The sequence below is a fragment of the Sphingobacterium composti genome (genome assembly GCF_009829075.1).
Taxonomy (GTDB): domain Bacteria; phylum Bacteroidota; class Bacteroidia; order Sphingobacteriales; family Sphingobacteriaceae; genus Sphingobacterium; species Sphingobacterium composti.
This window is the reverse complement of the sequence record NZ_WUQZ01000075.1, coordinates 1-368: the sequence shown is the minus strand read 5'-3', so window position 1 is coordinate 368 and position 368 is coordinate 1. Positions and strand designations below refer to the sequence as shown.

Genomic DNA, 368 nt, shown 5'->3' with positions numbered 1-368 from the left:
GAAACATGAGTCATATGGGAATTTCCAGAACACCTAGCAAGTCCAACTTATCTTATATCAACAAACATCGTGATCATTGTCTATTCCGTGATTTGTATTATAGACTTTTGGATGATTTGTGGCATAAAGATTCTCCTAGACGCGCCGAGCTTAACAGGCTCAAGCGTAAAGTATATCTCATGGATGCTACTATTATTCCCTTATGTTTAAGTGTATTTGACTGGGCAAAATTCCGCAGTGCTAAGGGAGCTGTAAAACTTCATACTATACTTGATTATGATGGCTGTATGCCCAGTTTTGTGCATATTACAGATGGTAAACAACATGAATCAAAGATAGCCAAGAACATTACCTTTCCAAAGGGATGT

At 37.8% G+C, this 368-nt stretch carries 1 protein-coding gene; it reads left to right on the top strand.

The window, feature by feature from the left end; all coding sequences use genetic code 11:
- Positions 1-14 precede the first annotated feature (14 nt).
- A partial coding sequence (locus tag GOQ17_RS16130) for a transposase (RefSeq protein ID WP_394350618.1) occupies positions 15-368 on the top strand: 354 nt, incomplete at its 3' end.